Origin of the sequence: Streptomyces puniciscabiei (assembly GCF_006715785.1) — a bacterium.
Classification (GTDB): Bacteria; Actinomycetota; Actinomycetes; order Streptomycetales; family Streptomycetaceae; genus Streptomyces; species Streptomyces puniciscabiei.
The window spans coordinates 6,092,832-6,111,616 of record NZ_VFNX01000001.1 but is presented as its reverse complement, the minus strand read 5'-3'; the positions used below and the strand labels follow the sequence as shown (position 1 = coordinate 6,111,616).

The following is an 18,785-nucleotide window of genomic DNA, read 5'->3' as shown; positions in this document are numbered from 1 at the left end:
TGGGGCCGGCGACTGAGGAAAACCATTCCCTCAGACACCCAACAGCGTGCCCGACACGATCAGCCGACCAGATCAGCGTTCCACGCCCCGAGGGGCAGTACTAGCGCCTGGTCCATCCTGGACCGTGCCGAATAATCAACGTTCCACCCATGAGCAACCAGCATCGGACGTTCGCCGATGTACTGGCCTCTGACCGAGCGAACCCGGTAAGAAGTGCTCCTTAGAAAGGAGGTGATCCAGCCGCACCTTCCGGTACGGCTACCTTGTTACGACTTCGTCCCAATCGCTAGTCCCACCTTCGACAGCTCCCTCCCACAAGGGGTTGGGCCACCGGCTTCGGGTGTTACCAACTTTCGTGACGTGACGGGCGGTGTGTACAAGGCCCGGGAACGTATTCACCGCAGCAATGCTGATCTGCGATTACTAGCGACTCCGACTTCATGGGGTCGAGTTGCAGACCCCAATCCGAACTGAGACCGGCTTTTTGAGATTCGCTCCACCTCACGGTATCGCAGCTCTTTGTACCGGCCATTGTAGCACGTGTGCAGCCCAAGACATAAGGGGCATGATGACTTGACGTCGTCCCCACCTTCCTCCGAGTTGACCCCGGCGGTCTCCTGTGAGTCCCCATCACCCCGAAGGGCATGCTGGCAACACAGAACAAGGGTTGCGCTCGTTGCGGGACTTAACCCAACATCTCACGACACGAGCTGACGACAGCCATGCACCACCTGTACACCGACCACAAGGGGGGCACTATCTCTAATGCTTTCCGGTGTATGTCAAGCCTTGGTAAGGTTCTTCGCGTTGCGTCGAATTAAGCCACATGCTCCGCCGCTTGTGCGGGCCCCCGTCAATTCCTTTGAGTTTTAGCCTTGCGGCCGTACTCCCCAGGCGGGGAACTTAATGCGTTAGCTGCGGCACCGACGACGTGGAATGTCGCCAACACCTAGTTCCCACCGTTTACGGCGTGGACTACCAGGGTATCTAATCCTGTTCGCTCCCCACGCTTTCGCTCCTCAGCGTCAGTAATGGCCCAGAGATCCGCCTTCGCCACCGGTGTTCCTCCTGATATCTGCGCATTTCACCGCTACACCAGGAATTCCGATCTCCCCTACCACACTCTAGCCTGCCCGTATCGACTGCAGACCCGAGGTTAAGCCTCGGGCTTTCACAATCGACGTGACAAGCCGCCTACGAGCTCTTTACGCCCAATAATTCCGGACAACGCTTGCGCCCTACGTATTACCGCGGCTGCTGGCACGTAGTTAGCCGGCGCTTCTTCTGCAGGTACCGTCACTTGCGCTTCTTCCCTGCTGAAAGAGGTTTACAACCCGAAGGCCGTCATCCCTCACGCGGCGTCGCTGCATCAGGCTTTCGCCCATTGTGCAATATTCCCCACTGCTGCCTCCCGTAGGAGTCTGGGCCGTGTCTCAGTCCCAGTGTGGCCGGTCGCCCTCTCAGGCCGGCTACCCGTCGTCGCCTTGGTGAGCCATTACCTCACCAACAAGCTGATAGGCCGCGGGCTCATCCTTCACCGCCGGAGCTTTCCAAGTTCACAGATGCCTGCGAACCTCGTATCCGGTATTAGACCCCGTTTCCAGGGCTTGTCCCAGAGTGAAGGGCAGATTGCCCACGTGTTACTCACCCGTTCGCCACTAATCCACCCCGAAGGGCTTCATCGTTCGACTTGCATGTGTTAAGCACGCCGCCAGCGTTCGTCCTGAGCCAGGATCAAACTCTCCGTGAATGTTTTCCCGTAATCGGGATGAACACCACGAGAGCGGTGCGAGAGGAGGAATAGTCCCCTCGCACACAGCGTCCTCGCTGTGTTATTTCAAAGGAACCTCGACCATCGGATTGTTCCGACGGACGGGGTATCAACATATCTGGCGTTGACTTTTGGCACGCTGTTGAGTTCTCAAGGAACGGTCGCTTCCTTCGTACTCACCCTCTCGGGCTTTCCTCCGGGCGCTTCCCTTCGGTGTTTCAAACTCTACCAGGGTTTTTCCGTCTCTCTGACCACCCTCCTGCGGACATGCAGAAGCGGATCCAGAGATAGGATCTGACGAGTTTGGGTTCTGCTGTGACTGTTCGAGGGCGCTCTCGCGGCCTCCGTCCCAAGCAGGGGTACGACTGTACACGGAGCCTCGAAGACCGTGCAAATCCACGGGGTTGGTGGTCTAGACCACTAGCTGGTAGCTTCCATACGGAACCGCCACTTCATATGACATACGCTGCTGCCAGCGCCGTCCGGGACAGGCAGTGACGGCCCGTAAGCAGCTCCACTCCTTGGGAGGCTTCCCATGACCACCGTGACGTCCCCTCTCGCTGGACGCGCCATCGGACTGGCCGAAGTGCCGGATCCGGTCTTCTCCGGGGCCATGGTCGGCCCGGGCACCGCGATCGACCCCGTGCGTGAGCCGTCCGAGGCCGTGGCGCCCGTCGACGGTGTCATCGTCTCCCTGCACCCGCACGCCTTCGTCGTGGTGGACGAAAGTGGGCACGGCGTGCTCACCCATCTCGGCATCGACACCGTGCAGCTCAACGGCGAGGGTTTCGAGCTGCTCGTCAACAAGGGCGACACCGTGACACGCGGCCAGGCCATCGTGCGCTGGAACCCCTCCGCGGTCGAAGCCGCCGGCAAGTCGCCGGTCTGCCCCGTCGTCGCTCTCGAAGCCACGGCCGAGTCCCTCTCCGACCTCCGTGACAGCGGAGACGTGAAGGCCGGCGACAGCCTCTTCGCCTGGAACTGACGGCAGTGCCGTCATCGGACGGCGATCAGGACAACCATCGCGGCGGCGGGACCCGCCGCACTATCGGAGACGGGTGAGATGGAGACAACGCTGCGAGGCGTCGGCGTGAGCCATGGCGTGGCCATCGGCGAGGTACGGCACATGGGTACGGCGGTCCTGGAGCCGCCGGCCAAGCAGATCCCCGCGGAGGACGCCAAGCGCGAGCAGGGGCGGGCCCGCCAGGCCGTGGACGCCGTGGCCGCCGATCTGATGGCGCGCGGGAACCTGGCGGGGGGCGAGGCCCAGGCCGTGCTCGAGGCGCAGGCCATGATGGCCCAGGACCCCGAGCTGATGGCGGACGTGGACCGGCGGATCGCCGTCGGTAGCACGGCCGAGCGTGCGGTGTACGACGCGTTCGCGGCGTACCGGGAGCTGCTGGCCGGTGCGGGTGAGTACCTCGCCGGTCGGGTGGCCGACCTCGATGATGTGCGGAATCGTATCGTCGCCCGGCTGCTGGGCGTTCCGATGCCGGGTGTCCCGGACAGTGACCAGCCCTATGTACTCGTGGCGCGGGACCTTGCTCCCGCCGACACCGCGCTGCTGGATCCCTCGCTGGTGCTCGGTTTCGTGACCGAGGAGGGCGGGCCGACCAGCCACAGCGCGATCCTGGCGCGGGCGCTGGGGGTGCCGGCGGTCGTGGCGCTGCCGGGTGCCGGTGAGCTGGCCGAGGGCACGGTGATCGCCGTGGACGGCAGCACCGGTGACATCTTCGTGAACCCGAGCGAGGCGAAGAAGGCGCAGCTGGAGGCCGCGGCCGCCGAGCGCAAGGCCGCGCTGGCCGCTTCTACCGGGCCGGGTGCGACGGCGGACGGGCACAAGGTGCCGCTGCTGGCCAATGTGGGCGGTCCGGCGGACGTGCCTGCCGCGGTGGAGGCCGGGGCCGAGGGTGTCGGTCTGTTCCGTACCGAGTTCCTGTTCCTGGACGACAGCAAGAACGCTCCTTCCGAGGCGAAGCAGGTGGAGGCCTACCGGCAGGTGCTGGAGGCGTTCCCCGAGGGCCGTGTGGTCGTGCGTGTGCTGGACGCGGGTGCGGACAAACCGCTGGACTTCCTGACCCCGTCCGACGAGCCGAACCCTGCGCTGGGCGTGCGGGGTCTGCGGACCCTGCTCGACCATCCCGAGGTCCTGCGTACGCAGCTGACCGCGCTGGCGAAGGCCGCCGAGGGGCTGCCGGTCTACCTCGAGGTCATGGCGCCCATGGTGGCGGACCGTGCGGACGCGAAGGCGTTCGCGGACGCCTGCCGTGCGGCTGGGCTGCGGGCGAAGTTCGGCGCGATGGTGGAGATCCCGTCGGCCGCGCTGCGGGCGCGTTCGATCCTGCAGGAGGTCGAGTTCCTGTCACTGGGGACCAATGACCTCGCGCAGTACACGTTCGCGGCCGACCGGCAGGTGGGTGCGGTGTCCCGGCTGCAGGACCCTTGGCAGCCCGCGCTGCTGGACCTGGTGGCGCTGTCCGCGGAGGCGGCCAAGGCCGAGGGCAAGAGCTGTGGTGTCTGTGGCGAGGCCGCGTCCGACCCGCTGCTGGCCTGTGTGCTGACCGGTCTGGGTGTCACCTCCTTGTCCATGGGTGCGGCGTCGATTCCTTATGTCCGGGCGACCCTGGCGAAGTACACGCTGGCGCAGTGCGAGCGGGCGGCGGCGGCCGCGCGTGCCTCGGACAGCGCCGAGGAGGCGCGCAGCGCGGCTCAGGCGGTGCTGTCCGGCGAGTAGCCGTACCGGCGGCAGGGTGTGTGTGCCGGGTGCAGGGGCGTCCCGCCTTCGGGTGGGGCGCCCCTGGTGCGTCCGGCGTGTTCTCGGGCCGGTCAGCGCCTTCGGGCGCCGGCCGGGTCAGTGCCGGTGGCTGGGGGCCGTGTCCTGGTCGCCGAGGTCGGGGGGCTCGCAGTAGTCGACGCCGGATTCCGGGGAGATGAGGTCGCCGGATTCGACGTCCGTGCAGTAGGCGTCGAACACTTCGGAGGCGGTGAGTGCTTCGAGGCCTCCGGAGCGCAGTCGCCAGCCATAGACGCGGTCGGCCGTGTCCGGGGCGCTGGTGCGCAGGACGAGTCCGCCGGGGCTGCGGGTGGCGAGGCCGAGCGCGAGGACGCTGGTGAATTCCAGGGCCTCGGCCTCGTCCAGGCGAATGCCGCCGTCGCTGTGCTGGTCGCCGTGCAGCACGGAGACGAGGGTGTCCGGTGGTCCGGAGACGCTGCACACGAGGTGCCGGTCGCCGGGCGGTGCGGTGTCGAGGATGCGGACCAGGAGCTCGGAGGCGCGGGTGAAGGCGGCCCGGCCGATGTCCTCGCCGCAGGTGGGGCAGGGGCCGAGGCGGGACAGCAGGGTGGTGGCGTACTCCCAGGTCGCCTGGCGTACGGCTTCGTCGACGAGGGCGGGTACGAGGGTGGCGAGGGGTTGGCCGTCGTAGGGGATGGTGGGGCCGGTGGCCGCGAGTTCCGCGGTGAAGCGGGTCCGGCTGGTCGGGGCTTCCGGGTCGAGGCCGGCTTCCGCGCAGTAGGCGGCGTAGTCCTCGGGGTCGAACAGGGCGAGTGTGGTGTGGGTGCCCTGCTCGGCGCGGGCTTTGAGGACGGCCTCGACCTGCTTCAGGTAGGTCGCGTGGTCGTCGAAGGTGAAGCTGCGGTAGCGCCGCATGGCGCGGAAGTCGTGTTCGTCGGTGAGCAGGCCGATGGTGCCGGCGATCTCACGGCGCAGGACGCGTCGCATGGTCCGGTGGTCGGTGTGCGCCATGTTTCCCCCAAAGTGCGCAGTCGATCAGTGCTCACTCACCGTAACCGGCGGCACTGACAACGGGCTTCGGCGGAGGCGGTCGCGGACCAGTCGATGCTGAAGTGCGCAGGTCGCGGCGATCGCGGCGCCGAAGACGGTCCAGCCGAGGGGCCCGGTGGCGATGGCGGCGGTGACGGCGAGCGGGCCGATGCTGCGCTGGCCGGCCTGGGCGAGGCCGTGCACGCCGAGGTAGGCGCCCGGCGCGGTGTCCGGGGCGAGGGCCAGGGAGAGTTCCCAGGACACGACGGCGTGCAGCATCTCGGCCAGGGTGAAGAGGGTGGCGGCCGCGGTGAGCAGGCAGATGGCCGCGAGGGTGCCGCCGGTGGCGGACAGGGCCATGGTGACGCCGCCGGCGGCGGAGGCGGCGGACAGGGGGACGAGCAGTCGTCGGGCTGCCGCTGTGGTGGTGCCGTACCGCGCGAGCGGGACTTGGAAGGCGACGACCATCAGGTTGTTCAGGACGAGCAGCAGGGGGGCGAGGCCGTGCGGTACGCCCTCGGTGTGCGCGATCCACAGGGGCAGGCCGACCTGGAAGACGGAGTCGTCGAGGAAGAGGACCAGATCGGTCGCCACGTATCCGAGGTAGGTGCGGTCGCGCCAGGGATTGGCCGGCCTCGCGTCGCGAGCTGTGGTGCCGGAGGCGGCGACGCGGCTGCTGGAGGGGGGTTCCGCGCAGGTGAGGGTGAGGAGCGCGATCGCCAGGAAGGAGAGCGCGTCGCCGGTGAGGAGCCAGCGGTAGGCCGCGGTGGTGCCGACGGTGAGGGCGGCCGCGGCGGCGAGGCCGCCCATGGCCCAGCCGGCGTTGGAGGCGGTGCGGTTGACGGCCTGGTAGCGGACACGGTCGGGGCCGGCGATGCGGGCTGCGTAAAGCTTGGTGAGGACGCTGGAGGCGCGGTCGCCGAGACTGCCGACGGCCGAGATCGCGAGCAGCGGGAGGTAGTGGTCGGTGGTGAGGAGGCCGAAGGACGCGAGTGCACGCAGGAGTTGGAGCGCGGTCAGGATCCGGGTGAGGGGGAAGCGGTCGGCGATGCGTCCGCCGAGGGGTGCGCCCGCGATGCCGACGGCGCCCGAGACGGCGGCGAGGGTGCCGACCTGGGCGACGGAGAGGCCGGAGGCGTAGGTGAAGTACAGGACGGAGGCGGATGCCCACAGGCCGCTGCCGATGCGGTCGATGAAGGTGATGAGGAGCATCCGGCGTCCGTCGCGGCCTCCTGGTATGCGTGCGGGCCGGACGGCGGCCTCGGGCTTGTCGTGCACTGATCCCCCATGAGCGACTTGTCCGCAGTTATGTACTGATACATAATGTTCTACGTGGCAACACAATATGAGATCACTGGTACGACGGCCAAGGGAGTTTCCGCATCCGTCGAACGCGGCGTGTCGGAAGGCGCGTTGGCGCCGGGGGTCGCGCTGCCGCCCGTGCGGCGGCTCGCCGACGAGCTGGGGGTGAGTCCCGGCACGGTCGCCGCGGCGTACAAGGAGCTGCGGCGGCGGGGCATCGTCGTCACGCGCGGACGGGGCGGCACGGTGGTCGCACCGGCTCCGGCGGTCGCGTCACGGCGGCCTCCCCGGGTGCCCGAAGGACTGCGGGACCTGGCCGGCGGGCATCCCGACCCGGCGCTGCTGCCCGCCCTCCTGCCGCCGTCACGCCTCTCCCCCGGCGCCCGCTCCCATCGCTCCACGCCCCGGCTGGCGCGGCTCGAGGAGGCGGTGCGCGCATGGCTGGGCGCGGAGGGTGTCCCGGTGGAGCACGTGACGTTCGCGCACGGGGCGCTGGACCTGCTCGGCCGGGTGCTGTCGGTCGAGTTGCGTCCCGGGGACGGCGTGGCGGTGGAGGACCCGGGCTATCACCACCTGCTGGATCTGGTCGCGGCGCTGGGGCTGCGCACCGTCCCGGTCGCGGTGGACGACGAGGGGATCCGCCCCGAGGCCCTGCGCGGGGCGCTCGGCGCCGGGGTGCGGGCGGTGGTGTTCAGTCCACGGGCGCAGAATCCGTACGGCGGACACTTCTCCGCCGCCCGTCGCGAGGCGCTGGCCGAGGTGCTGCGGAACGCGCCCGATGTGCTGGTGGTGGAGAACGACCACGCCTCCGAGGTGGCCGGCACCGCCCTGCACACCGTGACGGGTGCCGGACTGGCCCGCTGGGTGCATGTGCGGACCGTGAGCAAGTTCCTGGGGACCGATCTGCGCTGGGCGGCCGCGGCCTGTGATCCGGTCACGCTGGCCCGGCACGACGGCCGGCTGCTGCTGACCTCGGGCTGGGTCAGTCACCTGCTGCAGGAGACCGTGCACGGGCTCCTTACGGACGCGGGCACGCGCGCGTTGGTGGCACGCGCGCGTGAGACGTACGCGCGGCGACGCACCGCGCTGGCCGGCGAGCTGGCCGCCCGGGGTGTGGCGGCGCACGCGGCGAGCGGGATGAACGTGTGGGTGCCCGTGCGTGACGAGTCGGCGGTGGTGAACGGGCTGCGGTCGTACGGCTGGTGGGTCGCGGCCGGGGCGCGGTTCCGGCTGGCTTCCGGGCCGGGGGTGCGGATCACGGCCGCCGGTCTCGAGCCGGCCGATGCCGCGCGGCTGGCCTCGGACTTCGCCGCCGTGCTGGGCGAGTCCGAGGCCACCTATGGGGGGTGATGCCTGCGCCGCGCGGTCAGCCGCGCTTGCGGGCGAGCTGCTCGTAGAAGCCGAGCAGGGAGAGGTTGTCGATGGAGCCCGGATTGACCGCCTTCTCGAGGGGGGTGCCCTGCAGCAGGCGCTTGACGGGGACCTCGATGCGCTTGCCGGTGAGGGTGTGCGGGATGCCGGGCACCTCGATGACCTCGTCGGGTACGTGACGCGGCGAGAGCTGCTCGCGGATGGTCTGCTTGATGCGGCTCAGCAGTGCCTCGTCGAGGACGGCGCCCGGCGCGAGGTGCACGAACAACGGCATCCAGTAGCCGCCGTCGGGCTGCTCGATGCCGATGACGAGGGACTCCCTGATCTCGGGCAGGCGCTCGACGACCTCGTAGATGTCGGCCGAGCCCATGCGCACGCCCTGCCGGTTGAGGGTGGAGTCGGAGCGGCCGTGGATGATCACGGTGCCGCGTGAGGTGACGGTGATCCAGTCGCCGTGCCGCCAGACGCCGGGGTAGGTGTCGAAGTAGCTGTCGTGGTAGCGGCTGCCGTCGGGGTCGTTCCAGAAGCGGATCGGCATGGAGGGCATGGGGTTGGTGACGACCAGCTCGCCGACCTCGTCGATGACGGGCTTGCCACTCGGGTCCCAGGCCTGCAGGTCGGTGCCGAGACCCGGCGCCTGCAGTTCACCCGTGTACACCGGGAGGGTCGGGACCCCGCCGGCGAAGCAGGAGCACACATCGGTGCCGCCGCTCACGGAGGCGATCCACAGGTCGGCCCCGCTCTCCGCGAACTCGTCGTGCAGCCAGCGGAAGCCGTCGGGCGGCAGCGGGGAGCCGGTGGTGGCGACGCACTTCACCGCCGTCAGGTCGTGGTCGCGCGCGGGGTGGACGCCGGCCTTCCGGCAGGCCATGACGTAGGCGGCGGAGGTGCCGTACAGGGTCGCTCCGGTGCGTTCGGCGACCCGCCACTGGGCGCCCGTGTCCGGATAGCCGGGGCTGCCGTCGTACAGGACGATCGTCGTGCCCGTGAGCAGGCCGGAGACGAGGAAGTTCCACATCATCCAGCCGGTCGAGGTGTACCAGAAGAAGCGGTCCTCGGGGCCGAGGTCGCAGTGCAGGCCGAGCTGCTTGAGGTGCTCGACCAGGATGCCGCCCTGGGACTGGACGATGGCCTTGGGCAGTCCGGTGGTGCCGGAGGAGTAGAGCACCCACAGCGGGTGGTCGAACGGGACCTGCTCGAAGACGGGCTCGGCCTCCCCCGCCGTCAGCGCCGACCACTCCAGCGCCCCCTCGGGGGCCTGGGTGCCGAGCAGCGGGATGTGGACGAGGGCGCGCACGGTGGGCAGCTCACGGCGCAGTTCCGCGACGATCTCCCGGCGGTCGTGCTCCTTGCCGCCGTAGCGGTAGCCGTCGACGGCGAACAGGACCACGGGTTCCACCTGCTGGAAGCGGTCCAGGACGCTGCGGGCGCCGAAGTCGGGGGCGCAGGAGGTCCACACGGCGCCGACGGCGGCCGTGGCGAGGAGAGCGACGACGGCCTGGGGGATGTTGGGCAGGTAGCCGCTGACGCGGTCGCCGGGGCGGACGCCCAGGGCACGGAGCTCGGCGGCGAGCGAGCCGACCTGGCGGCGCAGCTCGGACCAGGACACCGGGCGCGGTTCGTGGGTCTCGTCGACGTACAGGAGGGCGGCCTCGTCCGGGCGGTCGGCCGCGGCGCGCAGGGCGTGCTCGGCGTAGTTGACCGTGGCGCCGGGGAACCACTGGGCGCCGGGCATGGCGCGGTCGCCGAGTACGCGCGCGTAGGGCGTCGAGAACCGGACGTCGAACCACTCGGTGACGGCTTTCCAGAAGGTGTCCAGCTGGTCGACGGACCACTGGTGCAGGGCGGGGTAGCCGCCTTCGGCCGGGGCGCCGTGGTGTGCGGCTGCCCATGTCTGGAACTGGGTGATGCGTGCCTGGGCGATCCGCTCGGGATCGGGCTGCCAGAGCGGCTGGGGGTTCGCGGTCGTCATGGGGGCGGCTCCCGGGCTGTGCGCTTCGTGTGCGTCGGTCCGCGCACGGGCTGGGGTGTGCGCGTGACGCGGCTGACAGGGACGATGCCATGTGATCGACTTCTGCACCAGGGTGTGCCCCACACGGTCGGCGTCGTGAAGATCCGGTCCCGGCACGGGTGAACGGCAGTTGAACGACACGCGCGCGTGGGGCGCTCAGTGGCAGGGTGAGCAGCATGGACGGTCGTGACCTGGTGCGTTCGGTGAGTGTGATCGGTTCGGGGAGGGCGGCACAGGGGTTGCGTACCGTGCGGGCCGCGTGGCGCAGGAGGCGGATCGACGCGGCCGGGCTGCCGCCGCGGGGGGCCGAGCGGGCGCGGGTACCGGGACAGGTGACGGGCGTGGCGCCCGGTCCGGGGGGCGGTGTCATCCGGTTCAGCCGGTCCGAGCTGCGGATCATCGTCGCGGTGAACGGGGCGGTGTTCTGGGGATGGGACGGGGCCGGTCCGCAGCCGTCGTACGCGCTCGCGGGGAGCTGCCCGGAGCCGGATCCACGCGTGTTGCTGGAGCCGGACAAGGACGGTGGCTGGCGGGTGGTCGCCGAGCGGGTGACCGTCACCGTCTCGCGGCACGGCGCGGTGGAGGTGTGCACGCCGGGCGGCGTGACCCTGCGACGGGATCTGCCGCCGCGCTGGTGGGAGCCGGTCGGCGGGGGTACGGCGCGCTGGATGCAGCGGTCGGAGGTGGCGGCGGACGCCCACTTCTTCGGTCTGGGCGGCCGGGCGTCCGGGCCCCGGCTGCGGGACGGCACGTACCGGCTGTGGAACACCGATCCCGGCCGGGCGTTCGGCCCCGGCGACGATCCGCTGTACGTGACCATGCCGGTGCAGCTCGTGGTGGGCGACGCCGGCACGCATCTGGTCTTCCACGACACCACGTGGGACGGCACGGTCGTGCTGCGCGAGGGTGAGGAGGGCGCCGGGTCCGGGCACGACCGGGTGGGGCGCTGCGAACTGCGGATGGACGGCGGGCCGCTGCGCTGCTGGGTGATGGTGGGCACTCCCGCGCGCGTGCTGCACACCTGGGCCTCGTTGACCGGTGCGCCCGCGCTGCCGCCCGCGTGGGCGCTCGGCCACCAGCACGCGCGGTGGGGCTTCGGCAGCGAGCAGGAGGTGCGCCGGATCGTCGTCGGCTACCAGGAGCGCGATCTGCCGCTGGACGCCGTGCACCTGGACATCGACCACTACGACGACCACCGGGTGTTCACCGTCGACCAGGAGCGGTTCCCGAAGCTGCCGCAGCTCGCCGACGAGCTGCGCCGGGACGGGATCCGGCTGGTGTCGATCGTCGACCCGGCCGTGAAGGCGGAGCCGGGCAACGCGGTGTACGACGGCGGTGCGGCCGTGGACGCGTTCGTACGGGACGCCTCCGGACGGACGGTGCGCGGTGTGGTGTGGGCCGGGGAGTCGGTTTTCCCGGACTTCACGCACGCGCGCGTGCGCTCGTGGTGGGGCGGGCTGTACGAGGAGCGGCTGCGGCAGGGCTTCGCGGGCTTCTGGCACGACATGAACGAGCCCACGTCGTTCAGCGCCTTCGGGGAGCCGACCCTGCCGCGTTCGGCCCGGCACGCCCTGGAGGGACGCGGGGGCGACCACCGGGAAGCGCACAACGTGTACGCGCTCTGCATGGCCCGGGCGGGCTACGAGGGGCTGCGCGAGCTGTCGCCGCGGGAGCGGCCCTTCCTGTTCTCCCGGTCGGGCTGGGCGGGGATGCAGCGGTACGGGGGCACCTGGTCCGGGGACGTGGCGACGGGCTGGCCCGGGCTGCGGGCCTCGCTGTCGCTGGTGCTGGGGCTCGGGCTGTGCGGGGTGCCGTACTCGGGCCCGGACGTGGGCGGTTTCGACGGCAGTCCGTCGCCGGAGCTGTATCTCAGGTGGTTCCAGCTCGGCGCCTACCTGCCGTTGTTCCGCACGCACGCGAGTCTGCGGGCGGGGCGCCGGGAACCCTGGGAGTTCGGCGCCGAGGTGCTGGAGCACGCGCGCGTGGCGCTCCTCGAACGGCGACGCCTGCTGCCGTACTTCGTGACGCTGGCCCACCTGGCCCGGCGCACCGGCGCGCCCTATGTGCGGCCGCTGTGGTGGGGGGCGCCGGAGGACCGGGCGCTGCGCGACTGCGAGGACACGTTTCTGCTCGGGGACGCCCTGCTGGTGGCTCCGGTGCTGGATCCGGGTGCCGACCGGCGGGCGGTGCAGCTGCCGCGGGGCCGCTGGTACGACACCGTGACGGAGCAGTCGTACGAGGGCCCGGCGCAGGTGCTCGTCGACGCGCCGCTGTCGCGGATACCGGTGTTCGCGCGCGCGGGTGCGGTCATCCCCGTGCGCGGCGCCGACGGCGGCCTGGAGCTGGAGGTGTGGGCACCCGCGCGTGGCCGGACGGGCGGCGGTCTGGTGGTGCCGGACGCGGGCGACGGGTGGGACGAGCCGGAGATCGAACGCTACGTCGCCCGTCGGCAGGGCCCTCGGGTGGTGGTCACCCGGGAGCGGGAGGGCGGTTCCGCCGAGCCGCCCCACCCGGTGCGGGTGCGGGGGCTCGGCTGAGCGGCGCCGGTCAGACGTACCGGCCCTCGAACCAGGCCCGTACGGCCACGGTGTGCAACGGGAAGGCGAGCTCCTCCGGCCTGCGCAACAGCTGCCAGCCCTCGGTCTCGTCCGTGGGGTCGGCGGGCGGGAGTCCTTCCACCGGGCGTTCCGGCAGCAGTCCGAACAGCAGGAGGTGACCGTCGGGCGAGCTCATGGCGTCCACGAGCCGCACGTCCCGGGCGGCCGCGTCGATGCCGGTCTCCTCCTTGAGCTCGCGCACCACGGCCTGCTTCCAGTCCTCCCGGTCGTCGATGTAGCCGCCGGGCAGTGCCGTGCCCCCGCGCGCGGGGGCGACGGTCCGGGTGATGACGACCAGGGCCGTGCCCTTGGTGTCGTACACGGGCTGGAGCGCGATCGCGACCGGCAGCGGATTGCGGTAGGCGACGGTCCCGCAGGTCGGGCAGGTGCGCGGCCAGCCGGAAACGCCCTCTCCATAGGGCGCTCCGCAACTCGAACAGTACGAGTCCGGTGCGGAGTTGGCAGTTGAGTGCTGAGTTTCGGACACGCGCGGACTGTATCCGATCAGAGGAGTGACATCTTCCGGAGGTTGCTCAGTGGCCGCAGTTGAGCGACTTCGAGGACACGGGGAAGTCGAAATAGGTGTCCGGGTAGGGCTCGGGCTTGTACGTGTAGTGCCACCACTCCTCGGCGAGGTTCACGAAGCCGAGGCTCTCCATGGTGCTCTTGAGCAGCAGGCGGTTGGCGCGCTGTTCGCCCTGGACGCGCGGGTCGAGCGTGTGCGCGAGGGTGTCGAAGCAGTCGAATCCGGTGCCCATGTCGACGGAGTTGTCGGGGAAACGCTCGGCCTTGGGCGCGAAGCAGGGCACGAGTGGCTGTCCGGGGTGGTAGGGCCGGGTCGGCCTCGCGGGGAGCTTCACGATCGTGAGGTCCATGGTCGAGCCGCGGCTGTGGCCGGATTTCTCCGCGATGTAGCCGTCCGCGAACAGGCGGGTCTTGTCGACGTTCGGGTAGAACTCGCCCTTCATCGACTGGTCGCCGAGGTCCTCGGCCCAGCGGACGAAGTGGTTCACGGCCCGCTGTGGCCGGTAGCAGTCGTACACCTTGAGGGTGTAGCCCTTGCGCAGCAGGGTGAGCTGCGCCTTGTGGAGGGCTTCGGCGGCGGGGCGGGTGAGGATGCACATCGGCTGCTCGTAGCCCTCGATGCGCTCGCCGACGAAGTTGTGCGGCGTGAAGTAGCGCATCTCCTGGATGATCGTCGGATCCACGGTTCTCAGGGCCACGAAGTCCTTCGGGGCCTTGGGGTCCGTCGTCGCCCCGGCGGTGGCGGGGGCGGTGGCCATGGCCAGCAGGGCGGCGAAGGCGGTGACGAGACCGCGGACTGCACCGGTGAGTCGTGTCATGTCTCCTGCACTGCCCAATTCCGGATGCCCGTGACACACTTCTGACACCCCGTCAGGTATCAGGAGGGCCAATGTCCCGGACACGCATGCCTGTGGTCGACGGATGGTTCGCCGGCACAGCGGACGACTTCCGGCTCCTCGGCACCCGGTGCGCCGCATGCGCCTCGGTGTTCTTTCCCCGCGAGGACACCCACTGCCGCAATCCCTGGTGTTCCGGCGGAGACCTCGAGGAGGTGCCGCTGTCGCGCCGCGGGCGCGTCTGGTCGTACACGGACAGCCGATACCGGCCGCCGTCACCCTATGTGAGCGATCCGGAACTTCCATGGGTGCCGTACGCGTTGATCGCGGTGGAGCTGGAGGCCGAGCGGATCGTGGTGCTGGGACAGGCGGCTCCCGGGGTCACCGTCGCCGATCTGACGGTGGGCATGCAGGTGGAGGTCGTCCCCGGAGTGCTCCACGAGGACGCGGAGACGACCCGGACGACCTGGCACTGGCGGCCGACGGGGGTGAGGGCGTGACGATGGACGTGGCAGTGCTGGGCGCGGGCATGCACCCATGGGGCAAGTGGGGCCGCTCCTTCGTGGAGTACGGGACGGCGGCGGCCCGCGCGGCGCTCGCGGACGCCGGTGTCGACTGGGGGGACGTCGGCTCGGTCGTGGGGGCCGACACGGTGCGTGGCGGGTATCCCGGGTATGTGGCGGGAGCGACCTTCGCCAAGGCCCTGGGCTGGCAGGGGGCCAGGGTCGCCAGTGTGTACGCGGCGTGCGCCTCCGGGGCGCAGGCGATCGCGGCGGCCCGGGCACAGATACTCGCCGGGCTCGCGGACGTCGTCCTCGTGGTGGGGGCGGACGCGGCACCCAAGGGCTTCTTCCGGCCGGCGGGCGGCGACCGGCCGGACGATCCGGACTGGCTGCGCTTCCGGGTCCTGGGCGCGACCAATCCGGCGTACTTCGGGCTGTACGCGCGGCGGCGGATGGCGGTGCACGGGGACACTCCGGAGGACTTCGCCCTGGTCAAGGTGAAGAACGCCGCAATGGGCGCGCTCAACCCGTACGCCCGCTACCGCAAGCGGGTCACCTCCGAGGAGGTCGCCGCGTCCGCGGTGGTCGCCGATCCGCTGCGGCTGCTCGACATCTGCGCCACGTCCGACGGCGGGGCGGCCCTGGTGCTCTCCAGCATGGAGTTCGCGCGCCGGCACGGGGCGACGCGGCCGGTGCGGATCCGGGCGGTCTCGACGGTGACCCCGCGCTTCCCCAACACGCTGCTGGACCTGCCGGACATCGCCACGGACTCCACCGTCGCGGTGGGCGCTCCCGATGAGACCTTCCGGGCCTCCATCGCCCGCGCCGCCTATGAGGAGGCCGGCGTCGGCCCCGGCGACCTGTCCCTGGCCGAGGTCTACGACCTGTCCACCGCACTGGAGCTGCAGTGGTACGAGGACCTGGGGCTGTGTGGCGGGGGCGAGGGCGCGAAGCTCCTCCGGGAGGGCGCGACGGCCCCGGGTGGCCGCATACCCGTCAACCCCAGTGGGGGTCTTGCCTCGTTCGGGGAGGCGGTACCGGCCCAGGCAATCGCCCAGGTCTGCGAGCTGACCTGGCAGTTGAGAGGCACGGCGGGCGAGCGGCAGATCGCCGGGGCGCACGTGGGAATCTCCACCAACCAGGGACTCTTCGGGCACGGGTCGTCGGTGATCGCGGTGAGATGACGCCGGCGGAGGGCGGGCGTGTGACAGCAGAGGCCACGGAGGTCTTCCACGCTGAGTGATCAGCCCGGAATCCTGCGTGAACGTCTCATGAACTGGGCCTGGGCACACCCGGGCAGCGCCATCATGCTCCACGTGCACTCCTGGACGGACACTCTCCGCTTCGCCTTCCAGCCGGTGGTCAACCTGAGGACGGGCGCGGTCGCCGCACTGGAGACGCTCGCCCGCCCGGAGACCGGTGACATCCTGGCCGAAGCCCGCCGAGACCCCGAACTCGACGGCCGGCTCACGGTGTTGGCGCTCCGTGCCGCGACACACAAGGAAACCCTGCTGCCGCTGCATCTGAACGTGTTCGCGGCCACCCTCGCCGACCTCGGCGGCCTGGCCCCGCTGCACGACGCCGTTCGCGCGGCCGGGCGCCTGCCCTGGGAGGTGACGCTGGATGTGGCCCCGCCCTACACACACGTGCCGCAACGCGCCCTGCTGGAGGCGGTGGCCGCGCTGCGCGAGCAGGGCTTCCGGATCAGCGCGGACGGCATCGGCGACGGCGACGTACCGCTCCGGCTGCTCACCGACCTCTCCCCCGACCTGGTCAAACTCGACGCCTCGCTGCTCGCCCGGCCGGCCGCGGTGCGCGCGATGCGGACGCTGTGCGAGGAGCTGGGGGCCCTGGTGGCGGTGGAAGGCGTGGAGACCGAGCTCCAGTACGGGGTGGCGCTGTCGGCCGGGGCGCAGCTGGGCCAGGGCGAGCTGTTCGCGCCGCCGGCCCGGATCCCCGCGGCGGACGTATACGTTCCGCCCCGCTCCCCCGGCACCATCGGTGTGCCCCGGTCCGGGCCCTCGGTGCGGGAGTTCGTGCGTCCCGCCGCCGTCCTGCCGGTGACCGCCTCGGCGGGGCAGGTGCGGGCGCTGCTCACCGGATCGCCGGACGTGTCCGGAGTGCTGTTGGTGGACCAGGCCGGCCGGCCCGTGCGCTCGGTGCACCGCTCACGTTTCCTGCTGTCGATGTCCGGCCGCTACGGGCACGCCCTGTACGCCGACCGGCCGGCCTTCAAGCTGGGGGACGCGCCCCGCACGGTCGGCGTGGACGCCACCGCCTGGGAGGTGCTGGACGTCGTCGCGGTCGGCGGCCGGGACCGGACCTCCGACGATGTCGCGGTGGTCGACCGGCACGGCCGGTGCGTCGGCGTCGTACGGCTCGCGGATCTGGTGCGGGCGCTGGCCGAGAGCCGGGTCGAGGAGGCCGCCGGGCTCAACCCGCTGACCCGGCTGCCCGGTTCGGACGCGATCACCAGCGAGGTGGACCGGTGGATCGCGGACGGCCGGTCCTTCGCGCTCAGCTGGCTGGACATCGACCACTTCAAGCAGGTCAACGACGGTGCCGGGTTCGCCGCGGGCGACGAGCTGATCCGGTCGGTGGGGCGGGCCCTGCAGCAGGCGGCCTCCGGGCACGCGCGCGTGGGGCACATCGGCGGGGACGACTTCCTGGTGCTGGCCGAGGAGCAGGCGCTCGACCCGCTGGTCGCGGCCGTGCTCGACGCGCGCTGGTCGGCGGGAGACCGGCCGGTCACGCTCTCCCTCGCGACCGTGGTGTGTGCGCCGGGGAGCGTGGGTGACCACCGTCAGGCCGCCGCCCAGCTCGCTCCGCTGAAGCAGGCGGCCAAGGCGCTGCGCGGCGCGAGCTGGGTGCTCGGACGGGCCGGACTGCCTGGCCATGAGGTCCGCCGCGGCACGGCGGCGGCGCCGGCGCAGGCCGGGTATGCGACCGTCGAGCCGGGTCGGTGAACGAGCTTCCGGCTGCGTCCGTCGAGTCGCGGCAGCGGTGACCTGGGCGTCGGGTGCGTCGCCGGCACCGTCGCCGCCGGGCCGCGGGGCCGGCCGTCGTCACCGTCGCCGTCCGCAACCTTGACGCCCCCGGAACGCCGGTGAACACTTCCCGGTGTCAGCCGACATCGCCGTACATTCTCGGCGTTATCAGGCACTGCGCCAGGGGTCTGTCCTGTTCCACGGCTCGTTCCTCCCTGGCGATACGGCTGCGACGGCATGCTCGCCACGGAGGCCGGGCGGGGCGTAGGGCTTCCTGCCTACGGCTGACGTCGCCAAGGGAACGTTCCTGCACGGACGGCCGGGGCTGATCGCCCCCAACCGGCGCCAAGGGAGCCGCCATGAGCAACGGAGACATTTTCGTCGGCGAAGTGATCGGCACCGCGATCCTGATCCTCTTCGGTGCCGGTGTCTGCGCCGCCGTCACCCTCAGATACTCCAAGGCGCGGGCCTCGGGCTGGGTCGTCATCGCCTTCGGCTGGGGCTTCGGCGTCCTCGCGGGCGCGTACACCGCCGCTCCGCTCTCGGGCGGCCAGCTCAACCCCGCGGTCACCATCGGCATCGCCATCGACACCGGCAAGTGGGGCAAGGTCTGGGTGTATCTGCTGGGCCAGCTCGTCGGCGCGATGCTCGGGGCCGTATTGGCCTACCTGGTGTACCTCGCCCAGTTCCAGGCCAACGTCCGCAAGGGCGGCACGACGGAGGGAACGGCCGGCGAACCGGTGCCGACGCTCGGGATCTTCTCGACCATCCCGGAGATACGGAACCCGGTCGCCAACCTCATCACCGAGATCATCGCGACCGTCTCGCTGGTGCTGCCGATCCTCGCCTTCGGGCTGACCAAGGGACTCGGCGAGTCCGGCACCACGGTGCTGATCGTGTCCCTGCTCGTCGTCGGCATCGGGCTCTCCCTCGGCGGGCCCACCGGCTATGCCATCAACCCGGCCCGCGACCTCGGACCGCGGATCGTCCACACCTTCCTGCCGATCCCCAACAAGGGCACGTCCGACTGGGGTTACGCCTGGATCCCGGTCGTCGGACCCCTGATCGGCGGAGCACTCGCCGGCGCGATCTACAACGCGGCCTTCTGATCCCGTACGT

General features: G+C 70.7%; 13 protein-coding genes and 1 rRNA gene. 8 read left to right on the top strand and 6 right to left on the bottom strand.

The window, feature by feature from the left end; all coding sequences use genetic code 11:
* Positions 1-224 precede the first annotated feature (224 nt).
* A 16S ribosomal RNA gene (locus FB563_RS28305) occupies positions 225-1,750 on the bottom strand.
* A gap of 556 nt (positions 1,751-2,306) precedes the next feature.
* Between FB563_RS28305 and FB563_RS28295 the strand changes: the two genes are divergently transcribed.
* Together FB563_RS28295 and ptsP are read left to right on the top strand one after the other, a co-directional pair.
* On the top strand, positions 2,307-2,756 hold the full coding sequence (locus FB563_RS28295) for a PTS sugar transporter subunit IIA (RefSeq protein ID WP_055705222.1): 450 nt from the start codon (positions 2,307-2,309) through the stop codon (positions 2,754-2,756).
* Positions 2,757-2,834: 78 nt separating this feature from the next.
* The gene (gene ptsP, locus FB563_RS28290; RefSeq protein WP_055705221.1) at positions 2,835-4,505 is read left to right on the top strand and encodes a phosphoenolpyruvate--protein phosphotransferase; all 1,671 of its coding nucleotides are present in this window, start codon (positions 2,835-2,837) and stop codon (positions 4,503-4,505) included.
* 117 nt (positions 4,506-4,622) lie between these two features.
* On the opposite strand, the gene FB563_RS28285 is transcribed toward ptsP, so the two are convergent.
* Complete coding sequence (locus FB563_RS28285) at positions 4,623-5,516, bottom strand: hypothetical protein (protein WP_055705220.1); 894 nt, start codon at positions 5,514-5,516, stop codon at positions 4,623-4,625.
* 24 nt (positions 5,517-5,540) lie between these two features.
* Entirely contained in the window at positions 5,541-6,746 is a 1,206-nt protein-coding gene (locus FB563_RS28280; RefSeq protein WP_055705219.1) for an MFS transporter, read from the bottom strand.
* Positions 6,747-6,866: 120 nt separating this feature from the next.
* Between FB563_RS28280 and FB563_RS28275 the strand changes: the two genes are divergently transcribed.
* Complete coding sequence (locus FB563_RS28275) at positions 6,867-8,186, top strand: aminotransferase class I/II-fold pyridoxal phosphate-dependent enzyme (protein WP_055705226.1); 1,320 nt, start codon at positions 6,867-6,869, stop codon at positions 8,184-8,186.
* Between the two features lie 16 nt (positions 8,187-8,202).
* On the opposite strand, the gene FB563_RS28270 is transcribed toward FB563_RS28275, so the two are convergent.
* Positions 8,203-10,179, bottom strand: coding sequence for an acetoacetate--CoA ligase (locus tag FB563_RS28270; protein WP_055705218.1), 1,977 nt, complete (start codon positions 10,177-10,179; stop codon positions 8,203-8,205).
* A 215-nt stretch (positions 10,180-10,394) separates the two neighbouring features.
* Here FB563_RS28270 and FB563_RS28265 point away from each other — a divergent pair, with 215 nt between their 5' ends.
* Positions 10,395-12,755, top strand: a complete 2,361-nt coding sequence (locus tag FB563_RS28265; RefSeq protein ID WP_199832761.1) for a glycoside hydrolase family 31 protein — start codon at positions 10,395-10,397, stop codon at positions 12,753-12,755.
* 10 nt (positions 12,756-12,765) lie between these two features.
* Here the strand turns inward: FB563_RS28265 and FB563_RS28260 are convergent, their stop codons facing one another.
* Entirely contained in the window at positions 12,766-13,302 is a 537-nt protein-coding gene (locus FB563_RS28260) for an NUDIX domain-containing protein (protein ID WP_055705217.1), read from the bottom strand.
* 46 nt (positions 13,303-13,348) lie between these two features.
* Positions 13,349-14,158 (bottom strand): M15 family metallopeptidase, encoded by an 810-nt coding sequence (locus FB563_RS28255; protein WP_055705216.1) that lies wholly within the window; start codon positions 14,156-14,158, stop codon positions 13,349-13,351.
* Positions 14,159-14,250: 92 nt separating this feature from the next.
* On the opposite strand from FB563_RS28255, the gene FB563_RS28250 reads away from it, so the two are divergent.
* From FB563_RS28250 to FB563_RS28235, 4 genes are all read left to right on the top strand, one after another.
* On the top strand, positions 14,251-14,676 hold the full coding sequence (locus FB563_RS28250; RefSeq protein ID WP_055705224.1) for a Zn-ribbon domain-containing OB-fold protein: 426 nt from the start codon (positions 14,251-14,253) through the stop codon (positions 14,674-14,676).
* Entirely contained in the window at positions 14,673-15,863 is a 1,191-nt protein-coding gene (locus FB563_RS28245) for a lipid-transfer protein (RefSeq protein ID WP_055705215.1), read from the top strand. Before FB563_RS28250 ends, FB563_RS28245 begins: the two co-directional genes overlap by 4 nt.
* A 132-nt stretch (positions 15,864-15,995) precedes the next feature.
* Positions 15,996-17,645 carry a GGDEF domain-containing protein gene (locus tag FB563_RS28240; protein WP_107100566.1) on the top strand — a complete coding sequence of 550 codons (1,650 nt, stop codon included), beginning with the start codon at positions 15,996-15,998 and terminating at the stop codon, positions 17,643-17,645.
* A 380-nt stretch (positions 17,646-18,025) separates the two neighbouring features.
* Positions 18,026-18,775, top strand: coding sequence for an MIP/aquaporin family protein (locus FB563_RS28235; RefSeq protein ID WP_055705214.1), 750 nt, complete (start codon positions 18,026-18,028; stop codon positions 18,773-18,775).
* The last annotated feature ends 10 nt before the right edge of the window (positions 18,776-18,785 follow it).

Coding starts and splice junctions, on each gene's coding strand:
- FB563_RS28295 (WP_055705222.1), top strand. CDS start 2,307: ATGACCACCGTGACGTCCCCTCTCGCTGGACGCGCCATCGGACTGGCC.
- ptsP (WP_055705221.1), top strand. CDS start 2,835: ATGGAGACAACGCTGCGAGGCGTCGGCGTGAGCCATGGCGTGGCCATC.
- FB563_RS28285 (WP_055705220.1), bottom strand. CDS start 5,516: ATGGCGCACACCGACCACCGGACCATGCGACGCGTCCTGCGCCGTGAG.
- FB563_RS28280 (WP_055705219.1), bottom strand. CDS start 6,746: ATGCTCCTCATCACCTTCATCGACCGCATCGGCAGCGGCCTGTGGGCA.
- FB563_RS28270 (WP_055705218.1), bottom strand. CDS start 10,179: ATGACGACCGCGAACCCCCAGCCGCTCTGGCAGCCCGATCCCGAGCGG.
- FB563_RS28265 (WP_199832761.1), top strand. CDS start 10,395: ATGGACGGTCGTGACCTGGTGCGTTCGGTGAGTGTGATCGGTTCGGGG.
- FB563_RS28255 (WP_055705216.1), bottom strand. CDS start 14,158: ATGACACGACTCACCGGTGCAGTCCGCGGTCTCGTCACCGCCTTCGCC.
- FB563_RS28235 (WP_055705214.1), top strand. CDS start 18,026: ATGAGCAACGGAGACATTTTCGTCGGCGAAGTGATCGGCACCGCGATC.